The sequence below is a fragment of the Klebsiella sp. 141251 genome (assembly GCF_050600725.1).
In the GTDB taxonomy this organism is placed as follows: Bacteria; Pseudomonadota; Gammaproteobacteria; order Enterobacterales; family Enterobacteriaceae; genus Klebsiella; species Klebsiella aerogenes.
On the sequence record NZ_JAQIRG010000006.1, the window covers coordinates 178,817 to 199,114 of the forward strand.

A 20,298-nucleotide genomic window follows, 5' to 3' on the forward strand; every position below is an offset into this window, starting at 1 on the left:
TCCGTCGGCATGCTGTGCTGCTAAGGTTTTATTTTCCCCTTGCCAGAGCCGACAACATGCCCGAACTGCTTACGCCGCGGCTACGCTGCTCGCCGCTGCAGCTTGACGACTGGTCTTTTTTTCTCAGCCTGCAACAGGATCCGCAGGTGATGCTCTATGTCGCGGATAACCGGCCCATCGCCGATATCCGCGCCGCGTTTGATGCGCGCCTGCCGGCCTGGTCGCCTAAGGCCGCGCACTGGTTATGCCTGGTGGTTCGCGATCGGCAAAGCCATACGCCCCTCGGCCTGACCGGCTATTGCCACCACGATGATGATATTGCCGAAGTGGGCTTTCTCTTCGCCCCACAGGCGCAGGGCCAGGGCTACGGATATGAATCACTGCGGGCGCTATGTGATTACGCGTTTTCTACAGGCGGCATCCGTCGCCTGACCGCCAGCGTCACCGCCGGGAACCAGGCCTCAAAACAACTGCTGCTAAAAACAGGATTTATTCAGGAAGGAGAGCTACGCGAGAGCTACTGGCTACATGGCCGTTGGCACAATGACTGGCTGTTTGGCCTGATGCGCCACGATTACCAATAAGGCCCTGGGCCATCCGGCGAATGGGGGCGACCCCGCTTTTCCTCTACACTGCCGCCAACCACAGAGGAAAAGATCATGACCGTCACCACGTTAAGCCTGCCGGGGCTGCGTTTTATCCAGCAGACGCAAGGGCTGGCGCTACTGCCGTATCAGGACAAATTTGGGCAATGGCGGGTCGGCTACGGCCACGCTATCGGTGAAGATGAGAAAGAGACGCCCATCACCGCCGAACTGGCGATGATGCTATTGACGCTAGACCTGCTGCGGTGCCAACAGATATTACAGCGAAGGTTAGTCGTGGAACTGACTCAGCCGCAGTGCGATGCCCTGTTGACGCTGGTATTCAGTTTAGATGGCAGCGCCCAACCGGAGTTGGAGGCTATTTTGCGTTCTCTTAACAGCCACAACATAACGCAGGCGCTGGCGATATGGCGGAAAATTGACCGCGATAACGCCTTCCGCCTGCAGGAGTGCGAGTGGTTTTCTCAGACCAGTTAATTTTCACCGACGCTATTAAATGCCATCGCCGCCTGGGTCCGATTTTTCACATCCAGCCGCCGATATAACGACTCAAGATGCGCTTTCACGGTCCCGGCGCTGATATTTAACGTACGGCTAATTTCCTTATTAGAGCTGCCTTCCGCCAGCAGTTTTAAAATTTCCTGCTGGCGACGACTTAAATGCACAGCATGTTTCCCGCGCTCCGCTGAAGTCATTAACCAGGTGCCAGGCAGACACATCATACCCAACATGATGCTATTAATGATCTGGGCAAACATATCGGCGCTATCCTCACGTTGGGCAATGGCGCGCACGTTCCACGCCAGCGCTCGTTGCAGCCAGCTTTTATTATCATCCGAAACCACTAATAATACTTTGGCATGCGGAAAACGCTGCTGCTTCTCCTGGAGCAACCAGCAACAAAATTCACTGTTCAGGTCGCCATCAAGGATAAGAAGCGCCTGCGGATGAGCCGTGAGCAGTTGCCACAGCTGTTCTGCCTGACAGGTGCTATGAATATTAATTTCAGGAATACGTTGTTGTAAGCCGACTTTCATTCCATGAATAAATATTGACTGCCTGTCAAACATGATTACTTGCATGGACTGCTCTCCATCGAAAAAATACCCCTTAAAAAGTGGGGGAAGGGTAATATCAGCCGACAAAAATAAGAACTCGCCGTATGACCTAAGCCATTTTACCGATGGAGTAGATGATATAAACATCATGAAGATGAATAGTTACACGCCAGCGCGGAACGATTACCCATTCATAATATTTATTACATTTGATGTAAGGAATTCCTTAATTAAACGGACAGCTAAGCGGAAAATAATATTATTCCCGCCAGTGTAATCCACTCGCGAAAAATCAGCGATATGCATGAGGAAAAAGAGTGTTACGGAATAATAAAACGCACAATATGGTGACGCCCCACGTCATTATGCGCAGGGCGTTCTCATTACAAAAACATGCCGCCGGAAACCTCAATGCGCTGAGCGTTCATCCAGCCAAGCTCGTCGCTCAGCAACGCGGCGATAGCATCGCCGATATCATCCGGCAGACCGACGCGTCCCAGCGCCGTCTGGGCGGCAATATGCTGGTTAAGCTGGGCATTATCACGCACCGCACCGCCGCCAAAGTCGGTTTCAATTGCCCCGGGAGCGATAATATTGACCGATATCCCGCGCGCGCCGAGCTCTTTGGCCTGATAACGGGTTAATACCTCCATCGCGCCTTTCATCGCCGCATAAGCGGAATAGCCCGGCAGCGCAAAACGCGCCAGCCCGCTGGAGACGTTCAGAATGCGCCCGCCATCTTTAATCAAAGGCAGCAGCTGCTGGGTAAGGAAGAACGGTCCCTTAAAGTGGATGCTCATCAGCTCGTCAAACTGCGCTTCGCTGGTCTCGCTAAACGGCGCAGTCAACCCGATGCCGGCATTGTTCAATAAATAATCGAAGCTATCGCGCTGCCACTTCTCCTTCAGACATTGCGTCAACTGTTGCGTAAAGCCAGCAAAACTGGCGCTATCGCCGACGTTAAGCGGTAATGCTGCTGCTTTCGCGCCTGTTTGCTCAATTTCGCCCACCACTTCCAGCGCCGCCTGCTGGTTACTGTGGTAGGTCAGAATAATATCGGTTCCCTTGGCCGCCAGCTTCAGCGCCGCGTTTTTTCCCAGACCGCGGCTGCCGCCGGTCACTAAAGCGATACGTTGTGTCATCAGAAACCTCTTCGTCATTACGTGTGTGTGAATAAAGAGCTTATTAGCAGACGCAGTAACAATAAATGGGCTAAATTACGTTTTACTGTTTCAGTATTAACAACAATAGGCAGTAAGTATGGATAAAATTCACGCAATGCAACTCTTCATCCGCGTCGCGGAGCTGGAGAGTTTCTCTCGCGCCGCCGATACCCTTGGGTTGCCCAAAGGTAGCGTATCGCGACAGATCCAGGCGCTGGAAAGCCATCTCGGCGCCCGCCTGCTCCACCGCACCACCCGCCGGGTGCAGCTGACTCAGGACGGCATGGTCTATTACGAACGCGCCAAAGACCTGTTAAGCAATCTCGAAGAACTGGATGGTATGTTTCAGGGCGATCCGTCGAGCATCAGTGGCCGCCTGCGTGTCGATATGCCGATCAGCGTCGCCAAAAAACTGGTCATCCCGAAACTTCCCGCGTTTTTACAACAGTATCCCGGTATTGAAGTCGAACTGAGCAGTAGTGACCGGCTGGTCGATGTGGTGCGCGAAGGTTTCGACTGCGTGATCCGGGTGGGTACGCTTAAAGACTCGGGACTCATAGCCCGCCCGCTCGGCAAGCTCACGCAAATTAACTGTGCCAGTCCACATTATCTGGCGCGCTTCGGCTACCCGGAAAGCCTCGACGATCTGGCGGATCATGCCCTGATCCACTATGCCAGCAACTTCGGTGCGCGGCAGTCAGGTTTTGAGGTCGTCAGCGACGGCGTCGTGCGCTGGGTCAAAATCGGCGGCGTGTTGACCGTCAATAGCACCGAAACCTACCAGGCCGCCTGTCAGGCCGGGCTCGGCATTATTCAGGTTCCGCGCATTGCGGTACGCGAACCGCTGCGTACCGGCGAGCTGGTTGAGATCCTGCCGCAGTACCGCGCCGAACCGATGCCGGTGTCGATTATCTATCCACATCGGCGCAATCTCTCCCGCCGCGTACATCTCTTTATGGAGTGGCTGGGCGGATTGATGAAAGGTTATGTCGATTAATCGGCGCGGGTCGTCAACGCCCGTCGGGCCGATGGGCGCCTGCAAGATGCGTCGTTTAAGGTATACTTTTGGCTGAATATCGCTGTAAAGAAAGGAAGAAATCACTTATGACGCCGGAAAACGACGATCGCCAGCCGCCACAGGAAACGGACCAGCTGCCGGAGAAAAACAAAAGTACGCTCGCCGCCATCAACGATTCCGCCGTTGGGCAGAAAGCTAACCAGGCGCTGAAAACGGTCACCGGAACAGCGGCGAAAGTCCAACGAAATCCGGTGATAGCCCACCTGCTGCGCGCCGCCGAGCGCTTCAATGACAGGCTTGGCAATCAGTTTGGCGCGGCCATTACCTATTTCTCATTCTTGTCGATGATCCCGATTCTGATGGTCTCGTTCGCCGCCGCCGGTTTCGTACTGGCCTGGCATCCGACCCTGCTGCAGGACATCTTCGATAAAATTCTGCAGAACGTCAGCGACCCGACGCTGGCGGCAACGCTTAAAAACACCATCAACACCGCCGTGCAGCAGCGTACCGCCGTCGGGCTGGTCGGCCTGTTGGTCGCGCTCTACTCCGGTATTAACTGGATGGGCAACCTGCGTGAAGCGATTCGAGCCCAGTCGCGCGACGTGTGGGAACGTACGCCGCAGGATCAGGAAAAAATCTGGGTAAAATACTTCCGCGATCTGATCTCGCTGATTGGCCTGCTGGTCGCGCTGGTGATCACCCTGTCGATTACCTCCGTTGCCGGATCCGCGCAGCAGATGATCATCTCCGCGCTGTACCTCGATTATATTGAATGGCTGAAACCCGCATGGCGCCTGATTGGCCTGGCGATTTCCATCTTCGCTAACTATCTGCTGTTTTTCTGGATCTTCTGGCGATTGCCGCGCCACCGTCCACGCCGCAAAGCGCTGTTCCGCGGTACGCTAATTGCGGCGATTGGCTTTGAGATTATCAAAATCGTGATGACCTGGACGCTGCCGGCGCTGGTGAAATCCCCATCCGGCGCCGCCTTTGGCTCGGTACTGGGGCTGATGGCCTTCTTCTACTTCTTCGCCCGTCTGACCCTCTTCTGCGCCGCGTGGATTGCGACCGCAGAGTATAAAGACGATAAGCGGATGCCGGGGAAAACCCACGATTAAAGTCATTATCGGGCTGAATAAAGACGCAAAATTCAGCCCGACCTATCATTTCAGCAGATAAATCCAGTGCGTAACTTTTATTTAACCTAAAACTGGTTTTATTCTCTAATATTTTAATTATGTGAAGCATTTCATAGAAGATATTTTCTCAGGGCGAAAATTATCCGCTTTTTGCCTGTTTTTTGCGCAATGGCGAGTTTTGTTACAGATTGAAATGTCTCTTTTGCTGTGGCTATATGGCTTTTCGTTCGCTCAAAAATAAGAAAGATCTATGCAAGCCACAGCCACTACTATCGACAACGCGCAAGACGCCACGCCGGTTAACTCGCGTAATAAAGTCGTCGTCGCCTCGCTCATCGGCACCGCCATTGAGTTCTTCGACTTCTATATTTACGCCACCGCCGCGGTTATCGTCTTCCCCCATATCTTTTTCCCACAGGGTGATGCCGCCGCCGCGACGCTCCAGTCGCTGGCGACGTTCGCCATCGCCTTTGTCGCGCGCCCGATTGGCTCAGCGCTATTCGGCCACTTCGGCGACCGTGTAGGCCGGAAGGTCACACTCGTCGCCTCGCTGCTGACCATGGGGATATCCACCGTAGTCATCGGCCTGCTGCCGGGCTATGAAAGCATTGGCATTCTGGCACCGATGCTGCTGGCGCTGGCGCGCTTTGGTCAGGGTCTCGGCCTGGGCGGCGAATGGGGCGGCGCGGCGCTGCTGGCGACGGAAAACGCTCCGCCGCGCAAACGCGCGCTATATGGCTCCTTCCCGCAACTGGGGGCGCCAATCGGCTTCTTCTTCGCCAACGGCACCTTCCTGCTGCTGTCGTGGCTGTTGAGCGACCAGCAGTTTATGGAATGGGGCTGGCGCGTGCCGTTCATCTTCTCTGCGGTACTGGTCATTATCGGTCTGTATGTTCGCGTGTCGCTGCATGAAACCCCGGTGTTCGCTAAGGTGGCCGCGGCGAAAAAACAGGTCAAAATCCCGCTGGGTACACTGCTGACTAAGCACGTACGCGTAACCGTGCTCGGCACCTTCATCATGCTGGCGACCTATACCCTGTTCTATATCATGACCGTTTACTCCATGACCTTCAGTACCGCTGCCGCGCCGATTGGTTTAGGTTTGCCGCGTAACGAAGTGCTGTGGATGCTGATGATGGCGGTCATTGGTTTTGGCGTGATGGTGCCGGTGGCGGGCCTGCTGGCGGATGCCTTTGGCCGTCGTAAGAGCATGATTATCATCACCACGATGATTATTCTGTTCGCGCTGTTCGCCTTTAAACCGCTGCTCGGTTCCGGCAACCCGCTGCTGGTCTTCGCCTTCCTGCTGCTGGGCCTCAGCCTGATGGGGCTGACCTTCGGCCCGATGGGCGCGCTGCTGCCGGAGCTGTTCCCGACGGAAGTACGTTATACCGGCGCCTCTTTCTCCTATAACGTGTCGTCGATCCTTGGCGCGTCGGTCGCACCGTATATTGCCGCCTGGCTGCAGGGCAATTACGGCCTGCCGGCTGTCGGTATCTACCTGGCGGCGATGGCGGCGCTGACGCTTATCGCCCTGCTGTTGACCCACGAAACCCGCCATCAATCGCTGTAAGCTGCAGGCCCTGACGCTGTTGCCGTCAGGGCCATCACTCATCCCATCCTTACTTTTTCATCTGTGACAAAATCGTCCGGCACTGATTCGCCTCGCCTTCCGCCGGCGAGATCAGCGCCAGTAAAGCGGCCGCCGGCGTAACCAACGTCGCCAACGCTGCCGCCACCGCGCCGCGGGCAATCAGCGGCCCGGCTTTCACCCCGGCATCCGGCGATTTAAATGTGCCGCGCACGTACAGCGGCGAGCGCAGGGTAATCACCCGCAGGCCCTTACTTTCCGGGTCAACGGTCAGATCCAGCTGTTCAGAGGCAAAGCTGGCGGTGCCGGTCACGTTAATCAACGCGTTCTCGGTATCGAAGGCGAAAATTTGCGGTCGCGCCACGCCGTTGACCACATCGATATTAGCCGCCGCGCAATTCACCCGAACCTCCTCATCGCCGAAAATCTGCCCGATGATAAAATTACCGACGTTTAAGCCGAGAATTTCCATCAGGTTGCGGCTAATCAGACCATCATTCATCAGCAGCTTAAGGTTGCCGTTGCTGTTGCCAAGCAGCGCCGCCACCGAGTTACCGCTGCCGCGCAGTTGCACATCGCCGCTCATCTCACCGAGCGTTTTCTGCATCATCTCGACGTTCGGCATCAACGCCTTAAGCTTGAGCCGCCGCGCCTGCAGATTGGCCTCGCCCTGTAGCGGTTTTTTATCGCCCTGCAGATGCACGCTGCCGGCAATCGAACCGTTAGCCAGGCCAAAACGCACCGGCTGCAGGCGCAGGTCGCCGCGTTCAAGAATAATATGGGTCGCCAGGTCGCTGATGGGCAGAGTACCGCCGTGTTCGATTCGCCGCCCCTTGAAGCGCACATCGGCGTCCATCACCTGCCATTTATCCGTCTCAAAGCGATCGGCCGGCAGGACTTTCCCCGCCGGCTGTAGGGCATCGCCCGCTTTACGTGATGAGGATTTCTTCGCCCCGCCGCCGGAATCAACGCCAATCAGCGGGCCGAGGTCCGCCAGCCGCAACTGTTTAGACTCCAGATCGCCGGTGAGCTTCGGTCGCGGTTTGCCGGTAGTATAGGTCAACGAACCGTGGATATCGCTGTCGCCAATCCGGCCGTTAAAATCGCGATAGGCAAAACGCATGCCGTTTTTGTGCTTAAAGTCGGCGCGCAGGCGGCCATCGGTGGAAAAGGACGGCGTTTCCGGCAGCAGGACGCCGGTCAGATCGTAGAGGTCGCGCAGCGAGTCGCCGGCGAATTTCAGCCGCAGATCGAGCCCGCCGACGTTAAGCGGATCGCTGACTGTGCCGCTAAACGCAATCCGGGTGTTACCAGAGTGAAAATCCCCTTGTAGCGGGAACGGCGTACTATTGCTACGCAGCGCCAGCATGCCGCCAATTTTTCCGCTGCCGCTCAGCGGCTGGCCTTTGTAGCGCCCCTTCACCGACAGGCCAAAGATATAGTCGCCGGCTTTTTTCGCCTGCGCTTTGTCGCCCGCACCGGTAACTTCGCTAAACGGCAGCGCTTTGCCGAGCGGATCGACCACGATCGCGATATCGCTGCGGGTTACCTTATCGTCAATACCGATGTTGCCGCGATCGAAGAGAATATTATCAAGGCGGAAAGACCAGGCCGATGGCGGGTTGGCTTTTTCGGGTGCCGGGTCAGAAGCTAATTTAAAGGTCCAGTTATTGCTGTTTTCCGTCAGCCTTATCAGCCGGACGTCAGGCTGTTCGAGCTTAATCCACGGCAAATAGACCGTTTTGCTCAGCAGCGCCAGCGGGGCCAGCGTCGCTTCCACGCGTGGCAGATGCACCATCGTCACTTGCGGAATGTCGGGTGGGTTACCCAACACGATATCTTCGGCATGCACGTGCGGCCACGGGATCCAGCTGCGCCAGCCGCGCTCCTCGGGCTGTCGCTCCCACACCACGCCAAGGTCGCCGCGAATGGCGAATGGTCGATTGAGTTCGGCGGAGACTTTCTGATTGATCGTCGGCTTGAGCCGGTTCCAGTCAAAGGTCGCCAATACGATGAAAAAAAGAACGATTAACAGCACAATCGTTCCCGAGATAATAGCAATCGTTTTACGGGTTCTGGTCATCCCCTCTCCGCTCCTTTTGCGTCTCGTCACTCCTCACTATAGTTGAAGAGCGGAGATTCATCCGCCAAATGCGCTTTTCGTCACATTTTGCGCGTCAGGTCAAAAAATAATGGAACGATGTTTTAATATGATTGACCCTGCCGGGTGCCCAGCGCAAACTACCGCTAATTTCGATTCAATTTCAGGTCAGCACTATGTCTAAGAAAATTGCCGTGATTGGCGAATGCATGATTGAACTGTCAGAGAAAAACGCGGCGGTGAATCGCGGTTTCGGTGGCGATACCTTAAACACATCGGTCTACATCGCGCGCCAGACCAGCGCGGATGCCCTTAGCGTGCACTACGTGACCGCGCTGGGCACCGACACCTTCAGCCAGCAGATGCTGGAATCCTGGCAGGGCGAGCAGGTAAAAACCGATCTGATTCAGCGCATGGCTGACCGCCTGCCTGGCCTCTACTACATTGAAACGGACGAGACCGGCGAGCGCACCTTCTACTACTGGCGCAACGAAGCGGCGGCCAAATTCTGGCTCGAAAGCGAGCGCGCGGACGCCATCTGTGAAGAGCTGGCGACCTTTGATTACCTTTATCTGAGCGGTATCAGCCTCGCCATCCTCAGCCCGTCCAGCCGGGAAAAGCTGCTCACGCTGCTGCGCGAATGCCGCGCTAACGGCGGGAAAGTGATTTTCGATAACAACTACCGTCCGCGCCTGTGGGCCAGCCAGCAAGAGACTCGCCAGGTGTACCAGCAAATGCTGGAATGTACCGATATCGCTTTTCTGACGCTGGATGATGAGGATGCGCTGTGGGGAGCGGTACCGGTTGCCGAGGTTATCGCCCGTACCCACGCCGCTGGCGTCGAAGAGGTGGTGGTGAAGCGCGGCGCCGACTCCTGTCTGGTGGCGATTGCCGGCCAGCCGCTGCTGGAGGTGCCCGCGGTGAAGCTGGCGAAAGAGAAAGTGGTGGATACCACCGCGGCGGGCGATTCGTTCAGCGCCGGCTATCTGGCGGTGCGCCTGACCGGCGGCGACGCGGAATCCGCGGCGAAACGCGGACACCTCACCGCCAGCACGGTTATCCAGTATCGCGGGGCGATTATCCCGCGCGAAGCGATGCCGGACTAAGCTCCGATTCCCCCTGCTTGCGCTGCGCTTAGCAGGGCTACCAAATCGAACAGTGCTGTAGCCCCGGTAAGCGGTAGCGCCACCGGGGATTTTGAGGCCGCACGAACCGTACCACAGGCGGTGGACGCAGAGCAGATTTTGCGCCGGGTGGCGGCTAACGCCTTACCCGGCCTACGGCCATTGCCATTGCCATTGCCATTGCCATTGCCATTGCAACTGAAGCTTTTAACTCTTCCTTTGTACCCATGACTACTGAAACTGCCGGTGTTGGTGGCCTCAAAATCGCTGAGACGTTCCAGGAAGGCCGGGGCAGCCCGCATGGATGCGGGCTGAGGGCCGTGTTTTGCAAGGACGCGGCCTCGGCCCGACCCGAAGCCTGCAGGGATAAGTCGAAGGTACCACGAAGTGGCGATTTTGGCGGCCAGAGCCCGGGGGTACAGGGGGCGGCGGCGATTGGCCGCCCTCTGTGCGCTCCCTGCGCCATGAGAGGCATAACGCAGAAGAAATATCGGGAGCGCAATGTGCTCGGAATTAACACAAAGCACATATTTTCCCCGACCAAAACCGTTGCAAACTGATAACAGTATCTACTGCGCTGGAGGAATATCCGTCGCCTCATTATGCGCATCAGCCGCATCCGGCGTGGCGCTCACCGCGGCAGCGGGCGCTGGCGCCATCAGTTTTTCCCACGTCGCTTTCAGATCCTTCATGTTGTACTCCGGCTCGCCTTTCGGCTGCTGCAGCACCAGCGCCATATCCTGCGATAACTGCTGGCGCAGATACTGGTTCAACATGTCGACCGTCAGTGAATTGAGGAACTCCTGGCGCAGTTTCTGATACTGCTCCGGCGCGATATCCACCACCTGATTTTGCAGCGAACGCATACGTTGGCTAATCAGAATATCGGTATCCGTGCGCGCATAGGTAGCGAACAGCTTTTGCAGTTCGAGGTTTTTCTGCGCAATCAGCGCATCAAACTCTTCCTGCGGCAGGCCGTTGTCGCGCACCTTCGCCAGCTCGCGCGATACCGCGCTCAGGTTGGCGTTCAGGCGTTCGCCCGGCGAGTCGATATTGATTGCGCACTGGGCGCGCTGGTACAGCACGCGGCAATCAAAACCGAGGCCGATATCTTTTACGTTGCTTTTGCTCAGGTTCTGCTGCACGTGCCAGAACAGCGCTTCCCGAGCCAGGTCATCGCGCCAGTAGCGCTGCAGCGCGGCGGAATCGCGGATCGGCTGCCATGGGGAATCCCACATGATCGACAGCTTATCCTGACGCACGGCATCGGTCATGATGCTGACCGGCGTAGCCGGCAGAGGTGACAGCGTTGGCACCGCCGCTGGCGTCTCGCGTTTACCTTTCAGTTCGCCGAAGATTTTGTTGATTTGCTCCGCGACGCTGCGGCTATCGACGTTGCCGACGACAATCAGCGTCATCGCGTCCGGGGTGTACCATTTCTGATAAAATTCTTTCAGCTGTTTAATATCAACCGGTTGCTTCAGCGGTGCTGCCGGATCGTGACCAAGCATCGTCGAGCCCTTCAGGCGATAGCGCCACCAGCCTTCCTGAGTATCCAGCGGCCAGGTCGCCACCATATCGCTGCCCTGCAGCGCATGATTGACCGCTTGCTGGGTGATGCTCAACTTACCGTTAGCATCCGCCAGCCAGTTCAACGCCTCTTTAAGCAGGTCGTTGCGGTTGTTCGGCAGGCTCAGATTAAACAAGGTGAAATCGTACGAAACGATCGCCGGCGGCAGAGGACGCTTCGGGTCAATACTCTGCTGCCACAGCGAACGCGCCTGCATCGTCGGGAGGCTGCCGCTTTGGGTCAGCGCCAGGCGCGGAATGAAATGACTGAAGCCGCTCTGCTGAGTGCTTTCGCTCAACGAGCCAATATTCACAGCCAGGCGGACTTCGACGCGATCGCTAGGACGCTGCGGCGTGGCCAGTACCTGCCACGAAAAACCGTTCGCCAAAGTCCCCTGTTGCCAGGCCGGGTCCGGCTGGAGCGCTTCTGCCTGCACAGAACCGGCCGTCGCTATCATCAGCAAACCACCGGTTAAGAGTCGAATTTTTGTGCCCTGCATGTGAACCCCTGATGAACATTCCTGGTTACATAGGCAACCCATCGTCGGATTGCCGAAAAAGGTGGTGAATCAAATACGTCGGTTAGACCACGCGAAGGCGAAAATGTCGCATGAAGACGTAAAATAATCATGAGGTATCATTCCCCCAGAAGGGGAATGATACCTAATTTTGCGCAGGAGCCCATAGTCCATGGGCATAACATGAGGAATTACGAGGATAATTCTTGTGATTTGTCCGCGGGAACGCGGTTATTCAACACATCATCGAGCTGTTTGGCATCGAGTTCTTTCACCCATTTCGCGACGACCACGGTCGCCACGCCGTTACCCACCAGGTTGGTCAACGCGCGCGCTTCCGACATAAAGCGGTCGATACCGAGAATCAGCGCCAGACCCGCCACCGGCAGATGCCCCACCGCGGAGATGGTTGCCGCCAGTACGATAAATCCGCTACCGGTAACGCCCGCCGCCCCTTTCGAAGAGAGCAGCAGCACCACCAGCAAGGTAATCTGATGGAAGATATCCATATGGCTATTGGTGGCCTGGGCGATGAACACCGCCGCCATCGTCAGGTAGATGGAGGTACCGTCGAGGTTAAAGGAGTAGCCGGTCGGTATTACCAGCCCCACCACCGATTTGCGGCAACCCAACTTCTCCATCTTATCCAGCATTCGCGGCAGCGCGGACTCCGAAGAGGAAGTACCCAGCACAATCAGCAGCTCTTCGCGGATATAGCGAATGAACTTGAAGATGCTAAAGCCGGTGGCCCGCGCGATAGAGCCCAGTACCAGCACCACGAACAGAATACAGGTGATGTAGAAGCAGATGATCAGTTGGCCCAGCTGTACCAGAGTACCGACGCCGTATTTACCGATAGTGAAGGCCATGGCCCCGAAAGCGCCGATCGGCGCCAGGCGCATAATCATGTTAATGATGCCGAAAATGACCTGCGAGAAGCTTTCAATGACGTTGAAAATCAGCTGGCCTTTGCTACCTAAACGATGCAGCGCAAAGCCAAACAGGACGGCAAACATCAGTACCTGCAAAATATTACCGCTGGCGAAAGCGCCAATCACGCTGCCCGGGATAATATCGAGTAAGAAGGCGACAACACCCTGATCTTTAGCCTGCTCGGCGTAGACCGCCACCGCGTGCGCGTCAAGCGTCGCCGGATCGACGTTCATGCCCGCGCCGGGTTGCACCACGTTGACAATGATAAGACCGATAATCAACGCAATGGTACTCACCACTTCAAAGTAGAGTAACGCCACCGCACCGGTACGACCGACGGCCTTCATGCTTTCCATTCCGGCAATCCCTGTCACAACGGTACAGAAGATAACCGGAGCAATGACCATTTTAATCAGTTTTACGAAGGCGTCGCCGAACGGTTTCATCTGCGCGCCAAGTTCCGGGTAGAAATGGCCCAGCAAAATACCGATGGCTATGGCCGATAAAACCTGGACATAGAGGCTTTTGAAGAGAGAGAGTTTCATAGGGTGTCCTTTGGGAATAACCACAGACAATGAAAGGTTATCTGTGTCTGTGGCTTAAAAATAACACCCTGGAAACATTTCAGAAATAAGTAACCGCTAAGTTGCAACGGAATTGTTAAAATATTTGAGCTGACTCGCACAAACAACTAAAAATGTTACAAACTTGCATCATCCTTTTCAGCGTGCAGGAAGCGCTGCATAAAGCTTTCCAGCGGTAAGGCGCAACCAAACAGGTAACCCTGAGCGATGTCCACCCCCGCCGCTTGCAACCATTTCAGCTGTTCTTCTTTTTCGACGCCCTCAGCGACAATCCGCAGCTTGAGCCCGCGTGCGAGCTGAATTATCGCCGGGACCATGCTGGTATCATCCGGCACCATATCAATAAACGCCTTGTCGATTTTCAGGATATCCACCGGCAGCGATTTCATATGTTGCAGCTGGCGCAACCCGGCATAACCCATGCCGAAATCATCCAGCGCAATGCGCGTACCGGCGTCGCGCAGCGGGCGCAGCAGGGCAATCACCGCCTGCGGATCGTCAAGACGGCGGCTTTCCGTCACCTCCAGCACCAGCGTGCCCGGGGCGATACGGTAGCGTTCAATGAGCGCCAGTAGCTCAACGCCGCGCTCGGGATGCAGCAGCTGCAGGAGAGAGACGTTCACCGACAGCGGCAGCATGATCCCTTGTTGCTGCCAGGCTGCCAGTTGACGGCAGGCTTCTTCCATTACCCAATAACCTACCGGCACCATCAACCCGCAGTTTTCAATACGCTCGATCAGATCGCACGGTAGCGACCAGCTGCCATCGGCCTGTCGCTGACGCAGCAGAACTTCCGCACCGCAAATATCGCCGCTGGCAATATCCACCTGCGGCTGGAACCAGATGGCGAACTGCTGATTATCGAGCGCGGTGAGGATGTCATGCTCTTCCATTAACCGGCGCTGGGCTTTTTCCATCTGCTCAGGGTCAAAGAACTCGATCTGATTTTTACCCTTACGCCGCGCCGTCACCGCGGCGGAAACCGCACGGCGATAGAACTGCTCGGCATTCAGCTCGCTATTAAACATCGCGATGCCAACGCTGGCGCAAGGGCGCAGCTGGACACCGTGCAGCGGCAATCGCTCGCCAATAGAAGTGAGCACTCGCTTACTTAGCGAAACCGCTTCCCAAGGCTCGCTAAGTCCGGGCGCGTAAATGGCGAAATCGTAACCGCTCACCTGCGCCAGTACCATATTGGCCGGGATAACCGCTTTTAGTTTCTCGACCAGCGTTAAGAGCAGCATCTCGCGCTGGCTCTCTTTCAGGACGCCCGCAGCATCTTGCAGGGTTTCACACGCCACCACCAGCAGCGCCGAAGGCTGCGGACGGGTCGCGGTCTGCTCCAGCATCGCCATCAGAAAGGCTTTGTTGGGGAGCTCAGACACCGGAAAACGGGTCGATTGCAGCGATAGCTCATCATGCTGGCGCAACAAGGACTGCTGATTGCGGTTGTAGCAGCGCACCAGCATGCCGATTTCATCGTCCTGGTGCAGTCGCGGTAGGCTCAGTTGATGCCCGAGACGATCCTGAGGCGGAATATCGTTGAGCTCGCGAGCGATGGCGCGCAGCGGGCGAACAATCAGTCGGTTGATGCACCAGGTGAGCGCTACCGTTAAAACCAGCACCAAAAGTAAGTAAGTAGTCACTAACGTCGCAAGCGCGCTCATGACGAATTTGTACATGCGATAGGAATCCGCCTGCAGCACCAGATAAGCCAGCGGCTGCGGGTTAGCCGGGCGTTCCAGCGAGTAGATTGGCAGAGATATCTGCACCGGCAGTTCAAACAGGCGAGTGATCATCACCGGCACCGGGCGTTCGGGAATAAAGCGCATCCGCAGCGCCTGGAATTGATTCGGTAGCACCACATCCGCCCGGCTGACGATGCCAGCAGGCTGAATGCGGCCCAGAATGGCTTCCGCTTCGGGAATGTCGGCTTTCAAAATTGCCGCCGACAGCGGTTCGCGAACGGAACGGGCGATACTTTCTAATTGCGTGGCCGTGGTATAGCGACTCTGTTGCACAAAGTGAAACAGTAAAATGGAACAAAAGACCAGGACAAACGCCATGGACACGCTCGCGACCATCGCCATCTGTTTAATTGTAAGTGAGCGGCTGACGCGCAACTGTGTTCTCCACTGAAACTGAACGACTATCCGGCGAGATCCATCACTACCGGTCGTTTTCAGGCTGATTATATACGCAAATTGTTCGCTCTCGCCCGCAAGACGGGTTCTTCCCGAAAGCGGCGGGCGAGGTACGGCGAGTATACGCGAACAGCGGGGTGGATTGGCGATTAGCCGTAGAAATCAGGCTAATCTGCTACCAATCCGCATAAGGCACCAACGGCTGCGGCGGCATATCCATGTCGCCCTGCCAACCGGAAGCGGAATAGCGCACGTACAGCAGCGCGTGGCTCGGCGTGTAATCTTTGGCCTGCTGAATATCCACCGCCGCGCCGACAAACCAGTTGCCGGTAACTCGCCGTTCCACCAGCGCCCGTGCGGTATAACCGAAGCCCTGGCTGCTGCCGCCCTCTTCTTTTAGCTGGCTGGCCTCGTAGCGATACTGCGACGGAATCAAATTCAGCAACGGATAGCGCGCCTGAGTTTGCGTGCGCGAATGGGACCATGACACCGAACCGCCGAGTTCCCATGACCAGTTTTCGGTACGCTGACGCCAGATGACCGGCACCGAGAAAGAGAGATACTCCTGCGGGCTGTAGTAACCGCCCTGACCCAGCGTATAGCCGCTGAGGTCTTTGTCGTAGTGCCAGATCATATTGGTCAGGCCGACGGTCACCCGGCGATTATTTTCATTGATCGCTTTATAGTAGTAACCGGTCATCCAGCGCACGCGCCAGTTGTCCTCGACGTTTTTGCCGGTGAGTTGGTCCGCACCCAACGATGACCAGATGCCGTTCGCCTCGCCTTTATCGTAGCTCAGGCTGATACCGCCGCCGGCGGCGCGTACCCCGCCCCAGGTGGTACCGGTGTGGCCGTCGTTAGGGTTATCTTTTTGCCCGCCGAAGGAGAGCAGCGAGCTGGAAATGGGCCGCCGGTGGACGTTGACGGTATAGCCGACCGGCCCGGCATCGCCGCTATAACTCAGTCCCCCCACGACATCGACCACGTTAAAGCCCATCGGCGTGGTGCCGATATCGCCGCTCCAGGTGTCGTTCTTCCAGCCGACCGCCACGCTGGCGCCGCCGTCGCTCTGATTTTTGCTACCGCCATAGCAGCTAATTTCGCCGCAGGTCCCCCAGCTCGGCGAGTAGCCGCCGTCGCTATTGGTGGAAAACGTCCCGGCGTTCATATTCACCACATCGGTACGGAAGAACATCCGTCCGTCATACAGCGGCGCGTCCACCTGCAGCATGGTGGTGTGCGCTTTGAGGTCTGAATAACCGCCGGTGCCGCTCGATCCCCAGTAGTCGTGCTCAAGGGTAACGTTAAGATCCTGCTGCCGATAAAGATCGGCGGCGTCGCTGCGGATCCCGCGCTTCAGCCAGTCATCCTGGCTATCGTTGCGGGTCAGGCGGGTAAAGGCGTCATTATCCTGCGGGCGAACGCGGGTCACGCCAGAGGCTACCATCGCGTCTTTATAGCTTTCCAGGGCCTGCTGTGGTTGATCGCTTTGCGTCTGGAAGCGCGCGGCATCACGCAGCACCAGCGCGCTTTCCATCGACGGCGGCTGGCTTTTCGCCTGCGGCACGATGCGGTCGAATATTTGTTGCGCGCCCGCGGTATCGTCAAATCCGGCGCGGGCCAGCGCTACCCGGCGCTGCATGTTGATCGATTCCGTATCCGCATCCTTCAACTGCGCGACCTGCGCGCGGGCGGCATTTTTATCGCCCTCGGCAAGATAGACTTCCGCTAGTCCCAAGCGCGCATCGCCATTATCAGCCTGCTGGCTCAGCACCCGGTGGTACTGGGCTATCGCCTCTGCGCTATCGCCGCGCTGCTGCGCCCAATCCGCCAATGCCAGATCGTAGCGTACCGATTCCGGCTGCCGTTTAATCAAGGCAATAGCCTGCGCTTCCTGCCCGCTATCGCGAAGTTGGTTGGCCTCGCGCATCACTTTGTCGCTTTGCAGACGCTCTTCCAGCTCACGGATATTATCGGTCCACTGTCCGCGCGGCAGCGCGTTAATTTGCGCCAGCGCCGCATCATCCTGATTATTACCGGACAGATAGAGCCCGTAGGCGTAAATCCGTTCGGCATCGCCCGGCTTGCGGTTGGCCATGTTACGCATCAGCGCGTCCGCTTCCGGCCGCTGGCCGGCGCTGACCAGATCTTTCGCCAGCCGATAGGTTATCCACACGCTTTCTGGATCCAACGCCAGACGCCGCCGCTGCACCTCCGCGGCCTGCGCCCAACTGCCCTGGCTTTCCAGCGCTTCAGCCTGTTTTTCCAGTCGGTCGTTAGTGAGACTGCGTTCGATATCATCAATACTGCGCCGTTGGCTGGCAGGGAGACTGGCAATATAGGCGCTGGCTTTTTCAGGCGACTCACGGCGATAAACATTCGCCAGACCGCGTACCGCGAGGTTATTGCCGCGATCCATCCGCAGCGCCTGTCGATAGTAGCGCTCGGCAGCGGCGTCATCTTTGCGCGCCGCGGCGACATCGCCTAACCCCAGTACCGCGTAGCTGTCAGTGTTATCCACCCGCTGCGCCTGGGCGTAAGCATTTTGCGCCTGCGCCAGTTGGCCTGCTTTCAGCGCGTTATCACCCTGTTTAATCAACAGCCAATAGCGGTTGGTCTTCAGCAGACTGTCCCACTTATCGCGATTCGGGCTTTTCGGATCCATCGCGATCGCTTTATTGAGCTGCGCCACCGCCCGCACCCGGTCGCCGCGCTGTGAGTAAGCGGCGCCCAGCGCGCCGACGGCATCGCTATCGCGGGCATCGGCGCGTACCGCCTGCTGCAGATCGGCCACCGCCTGCGCCGCATTGCCGGATTTCACCGCCGCCAGTCCTTCGCTTTTAGCGCGGAAGGTCGGATCTTTCAGTTGAGTTTGTTGCTGCGCCAGCAGCAGCCGGGCATTAGCGGCGGCGGATCCGGCGGGGAACAAGAGCAGGAATCGCTGTAATGCCTGAACGCTGCCGCTGCTGACCGGCATAGTTTTAATTTCGCCGAGCCACATATCTGCCGCGATACCGCGACCTGAAGCCGAACGCGCCATCTGTTCCAGATAGGCGAAGCCTTCCTGCTGCTTGTTATCTGAAAACATCTGCTTCGCCAGCGAGGTCAGCAGAGTGACGTTATCCGGGGTACTGGCATTGAGTTTTTTTAGCTGGCTAACGCCTTCACTATGGCGAGCGGGCAATCGCGCCACCAGCGTCCAGTATTCGATAGCCGCTTCGGTATCCGTCGGGACGCCGCCGAAGAGCTTTTCATAGGCGGCAATGGCTTCATCGACCTTTCCGGCCACGCCGAGCAGGCGCGCCTGCTGCAGCTCTTGCTGTCCTTTGCCTCCGCTGAGATCGATCTCGCTGCGCGTCGCTTTCAATGCCGCTGAGTCAGGGGCCAGTTTCGCCAGCAGATCGAGCTGCTTTTGCGCGCCGGCGGTGTCGCCCTGACGCAGGAGGTAGCGAGCCCGCGCGGCGAGATAATCCGGGTTATTCGGGTCGATCAATTCCAGTCGATAAAGCGACTGACGTACCAGGTCTTCACGGCTGCTTGCCTCGCCGAGACGCACTTGTTCCAGCAGATGCTGCTGCGCAGGGGTATTCGCCGCCTGCGCCAGCGGCAGTAGTGCGAGACCGACAGACAGCGTGATGAAGCTTAGTGAGAACTTGCGCATTCCTGGTTCCAGTCAGGTTGTAATTCGCCACCTGCGGCGAAACGAAAACGATGTTGATCCCACCCCTGGCCGAACAGCGTCAGCACCGCGCTATAGTAGGCATCCGCGTCGGGATAATGATCGGCGACCCGTTGGCGCTGTAGCGCGCGGGCGTCCTCATCTTGTAAAAACGGCAACATGGAAGCAGAGAAACCAACCGGACCCTCGCCAGTCGTTTTCCCGCTGGCGATATTGGTTTTTTCCGGCGGCAATCCCTGTTTGATCGTCTGAGTCGCCATCGGTTTGAAACGCGCCAACAGCGGCGCTTTTTGTTTATCGGCGTTATTGAGCATCCCGACCCACAGATAGACGCGAATAGCGTCATAGCTACCAATAATCGGCTTATCGGTTTTCAGCTGCCAGCCGCTGCCTTTCTCATAGCGCACCCAGTCCGGCGAGAAGCCTTTCGGCGCCGTTTCCAGCAGCAGCCGCAGATTGCTGTCGCGGATCTTCGGCCACGGCGCGCCAAAGCGGGTAAAGTAGGTGGCGAGCTGCGGCGGCAGATAGCTTGGATTAAAGCGCCAGCCCTTGTCGTCCGCGAAACCGACTTTCCCCGGCAGTACCGACGGCCCCAGTCCCGGAACATCAGCGACTTCTTCATCGGCAATCCGCGCCAGCAGCGCTTTTCCTACCTCAGTATAGTTATCAACCTTCCACAGGCGTCCGGCTTCCAGCAGCGCCCAGGCAATCCACAAATCAGAATCCGATGCCGAATTGGTGTCCAGCACCGTCCATTCATCCTCGCTCTTTTTCCCCCATAGCCATCCCGGCAGATGGGCGCGCAGATCGCCTTGCGCCAGGTTGTTCTGCGTCCACTGAAATAGCTTATCGAAGCCCTGACGATCGTTGGCCGCCAGGGCGAAGAACAACGCGTAGCTTTGCCCTTCGGAGGTAGTGATTTTGCGCGCATCGCTGGGGTCGATGACTCGTCCTTCGGCGCTGACATACGCTTTTTTAAACTGCTCCCAGGCGGGCCACTGGCAGGCGGCGCTCACCTGCCCCGCCGCCAGCATTAAAACCGAGAGAAGTACCCCACGAAATGCGTTCATCA

The 20,298-nt window shown here is 57.2% G+C and carries 14 protein-coding genes; 6 read left to right on the top strand and 8 right to left on the bottom strand.

Annotated features, from left to right (window positions below):
• Positions 1-56 precede the first annotated feature (56 nt).
• Together PGR09_RS15290 and PGR09_RS15295 are read left to right on the top strand one after the other, a co-directional pair.
• Positions 57-584 carry a GNAT family N-acetyltransferase gene (locus tag PGR09_RS15290; RefSeq protein WP_047065931.1) on the top strand — a complete coding sequence of 176 codons (528 nt, stop codon included), beginning with the start codon at positions 57-59 and terminating at the stop codon, positions 582-584.
• 75 nt (positions 585-659) lie between these two features.
• A complete protein-coding gene (locus PGR09_RS15295) occupies positions 660-1,082 on the top strand; it encodes a glycoside hydrolase family protein (RefSeq protein ID WP_047078844.1) in 423 nt (140 codons plus the stop codon).
• On the opposite strand, the gene PGR09_RS15300 is transcribed toward PGR09_RS15295, so the two are convergent.
• Together PGR09_RS15300 and PGR09_RS15305 are read right to left on the bottom strand one after the other, a co-directional pair.
• Positions 1,079-1,687, bottom strand: a complete 609-nt coding sequence (locus tag PGR09_RS15300; RefSeq protein ID WP_015703753.1) for a helix-turn-helix transcriptional regulator — start codon at positions 1,685-1,687, stop codon at positions 1,079-1,081. The genes PGR09_RS15295 and PGR09_RS15300 overlap by 4 nt on opposite strands.
• A gap of 359 nt (positions 1,688-2,046) precedes the next feature.
• Positions 2,047-2,805, bottom strand: coding sequence for an SDR family NAD(P)-dependent oxidoreductase (locus PGR09_RS15305; RefSeq protein WP_063415741.1), 759 nt, complete (start codon positions 2,803-2,805; stop codon positions 2,047-2,049).
• A gap of 118 nt (positions 2,806-2,923) precedes the next feature.
• Here PGR09_RS15305 and PGR09_RS15310 point away from each other — a divergent pair, with 118 nt between their 5' ends.
• From PGR09_RS15310 to PGR09_RS15320, 3 genes are all read left to right on the top strand, one after another.
• On the top strand, positions 2,924-3,823 hold the full coding sequence (locus PGR09_RS15310; protein WP_047065933.1) for a LysR family transcriptional regulator: 900 nt from the start codon (positions 2,924-2,926) through the stop codon (positions 3,821-3,823).
• Positions 3,824-3,930: 107 nt separating this feature from the next.
• Positions 3,931-4,962, top strand: a complete 1,032-nt coding sequence (gene yhjD / locus PGR09_RS15315) for an inner membrane protein YhjD (protein ID WP_045397187.1) — start codon at positions 3,931-3,933, stop codon at positions 4,960-4,962.
• A gap of 271 nt (positions 4,963-5,233) precedes the next feature.
• On the top strand, positions 5,234-6,556 hold the full coding sequence (locus PGR09_RS15320) for an MFS transporter (protein WP_045397190.1): 1,323 nt from the start codon (positions 5,234-5,236) through the stop codon (positions 6,554-6,556).
• A gap of 49 nt (positions 6,557-6,605) precedes the next feature.
• Here PGR09_RS15320 and PGR09_RS15325 read toward each other — a convergent pair whose 3' ends face one another.
• Positions 6,606-8,657: an AsmA family protein gene (locus PGR09_RS15325; RefSeq protein ID WP_430916278.1), complete on the bottom strand. Its 2,052-nt coding sequence runs from the start codon at positions 8,655-8,657 to the stop codon at positions 6,606-6,608.
• A gap of 194 nt (positions 8,658-8,851) precedes the next feature.
• Between PGR09_RS15325 and PGR09_RS15330 the strand changes: the two genes are divergently transcribed.
• Positions 8,852-9,781 carry a sugar kinase gene (locus PGR09_RS15330; RefSeq protein ID WP_045397203.1) on the top strand — a complete coding sequence of 310 codons (930 nt, stop codon included), beginning with the start codon at positions 8,852-8,854 and terminating at the stop codon, positions 9,779-9,781.
• 587 nt (positions 9,782-10,368) lie between these two features.
• Here the strand turns inward: PGR09_RS15330 and PGR09_RS15335 are convergent.
• The 5 genes from PGR09_RS15335 to bcsZ all read right to left on the bottom strand — a co-directional run bounded on the left by PGR09_RS15335 (position 10,369) and on the right by bcsZ (position 20,296).
• Complete coding sequence (locus tag PGR09_RS15335; RefSeq protein WP_045390815.1) at positions 10,369-11,868, bottom strand: M16 family metallopeptidase; 1,500 nt, start codon at positions 11,866-11,868, stop codon at positions 10,369-10,371.
• A 209-nt stretch (positions 11,869-12,077) separates the two neighbouring features.
• Positions 12,078-13,364 (bottom strand): dicarboxylate/amino acid:cation symporter, encoded by a 1,287-nt coding sequence (locus PGR09_RS15340; RefSeq protein ID WP_015369244.1) that lies wholly within the window; start codon positions 13,362-13,364, stop codon positions 12,078-12,080.
• Positions 13,365-13,519: 155 nt separating this feature from the next.
• Positions 13,520-15,526: a biofilm formation regulator HmsP gene (gene hmsP / locus PGR09_RS15345; RefSeq protein ID WP_430916279.1), complete on the bottom strand. Its 2,007-nt coding sequence runs from the start codon at positions 15,524-15,526 to the stop codon at positions 13,520-13,522.
• A 196-nt stretch (positions 15,527-15,722) separates the two neighbouring features.
• Positions 15,723-19,208, bottom strand: a complete 3,486-nt coding sequence (gene bcsC / locus PGR09_RS15350) for a cellulose synthase complex outer membrane protein BcsC (protein WP_289577770.1) — start codon at positions 19,206-19,208, stop codon at positions 15,723-15,725.
• Entirely contained in the window at positions 19,190-20,296 is a 1,107-nt protein-coding gene (gene bcsZ / locus PGR09_RS15355; protein WP_045390827.1) for a cellulose synthase complex periplasmic endoglucanase BcsZ, read from the bottom strand. The genes bcsC and bcsZ overlap by 19 nt, the downstream gene beginning before the upstream one ends.
• Positions 20,297-20,298: the final 2 nt, after the last annotated feature.

Excerpts from the sequence above, each read along its gene's own strand:
- PGR09_RS15290 (WP_047065931.1), top strand. The coding sequence starts at position 57 with ATGCCCGAACTGCTTACGCCGCGGCTACGCTGCTCGCCGCTGCAGCTT.
- PGR09_RS15295 (WP_047078844.1), top strand. The coding sequence starts at position 660 with ATGACCGTCACCACGTTAAGCCTGCCGGGGCTGCGTTTTATCCAGCAG.
- PGR09_RS15300 (WP_015703753.1), bottom strand. The coding sequence starts at position 1,687 with ATGCAAGTAATCATGTTTGACAGGCAGTCAATATTTATTCATGGAATG.
- PGR09_RS15305 (WP_063415741.1), bottom strand. The coding sequence starts at position 2,805 with ATGACACAACGTATCGCTTTAGTGACCGGCGGCAGCCGCGGTCTGGGA.
- PGR09_RS15310 (WP_047065933.1), top strand. The coding sequence starts at position 2,924 with ATGGATAAAATTCACGCAATGCAACTCTTCATCCGCGTCGCGGAGCTG.
- yhjD (WP_045397187.1), top strand. The coding sequence starts at position 3,931 with ATGACGCCGGAAAACGACGATCGCCAGCCGCCACAGGAAACGGACCAG.
- PGR09_RS15320 (WP_045397190.1), top strand. The coding sequence starts at position 5,234 with ATGCAAGCCACAGCCACTACTATCGACAACGCGCAAGACGCCACGCCG.
- PGR09_RS15325 (WP_430916278.1), bottom strand. The coding sequence starts at position 8,657 with ATGACCAGAACCCGTAAAACGATTGCTATTATCTCGGGAACGATTGTG.
- PGR09_RS15330 (WP_045397203.1), top strand. The coding sequence starts at position 8,852 with ATGTCTAAGAAAATTGCCGTGATTGGCGAATGCATGATTGAACTGTCA.
- PGR09_RS15335 (WP_045390815.1), bottom strand. The coding sequence starts at position 11,868 with ATGCAGGGCACAAAAATTCGACTCTTAACCGGTGGTTTGCTGATGATA.
- PGR09_RS15340 (WP_015369244.1), bottom strand. The coding sequence starts at position 13,364 with ATGAAACTCTCTCTCTTCAAAAGCCTCTATGTCCAGGTTTTATCGGCC.
- bcsC (WP_289577770.1), bottom strand. The coding sequence starts at position 19,208 with ATGCGCAAGTTCTCACTAAGCTTCATCACGCTGTCTGTCGGTCTCGCA.
- bcsZ (WP_045390827.1), bottom strand. The coding sequence starts at position 20,296 with ATGAACGCATTTCGTGGGGTACTTCTCTCGGTTTTAATGCTGGCGGCG.